The organism is Mesorhizobium sp. M7A.F.Ca.US.014.04.1.1 (genome assembly GCF_003998745.1).
Lineage (GTDB): Bacteria > Pseudomonadota > Alphaproteobacteria > Rhizobiales > Rhizobiaceae > Mesorhizobium > Mesorhizobium ciceri.
Genome location: NZ_RZRW01001388.1, coordinates 1 through 550 on the forward strand (window position 1 = coordinate 1; position 550 = coordinate 550).

General features: G+C 59.8%; 1 pseudogene. It reads left to right on the top strand.

Annotated elements, in window-relative coordinates:
- A pseudogene (dnaE2, locus tag EOA22_RS36705) lies at positions 1-550 on the top strand (error-prone DNA polymerase); the annotation flags it as partial.

Consider the following 550-nt stretch of genomic DNA (forward strand, 5'->3'; position numbering starts at 1 on the left):
GCTTACGCTGCTGCGCCGTCCCAATGACGCGCTGCGGCTGCTCGATCTGTCCAATCTTGCCGGACAGGCCGGCGTGCTAACGGTCGTCACCAATGATGTCCTTTTCCATAAACCATCACGGCGCATTCTGCAGGATATCGTCACCTGCATCCGCCACAATGTCACGATCGATGATGCCGGGTTTCGCCGCGAGCGGCATGCCGACCGCTACCTGAAACCGCCGGACGAAATGGCACGGCTTTTTGGTCGCTACCCCGAGGCGCTTACGCGGACGCTTGAAATCGCCGAGCGTTGCCGGTTCTCATTGGGCGAGCTTGCCTATCGATATCCCGAGGAGCGCATGCTGCCGGGTCTGACACCGCAGCAGGCCTTGGAGAAACTGACATGGGAAGGCGCGAAGGAGCGCTTTCCCGAAGGTGTGCCGGACAAGGTTGTCGGCACGCTCAGGCATGAATTGCAGCTCATCGAGAAGCTGCAATACGCGCCCTATTTTCTGACGGTCAATGCGATCGTTCGCTTTGCCCGCAGTCAGGACATCCTTTGCCAGGGC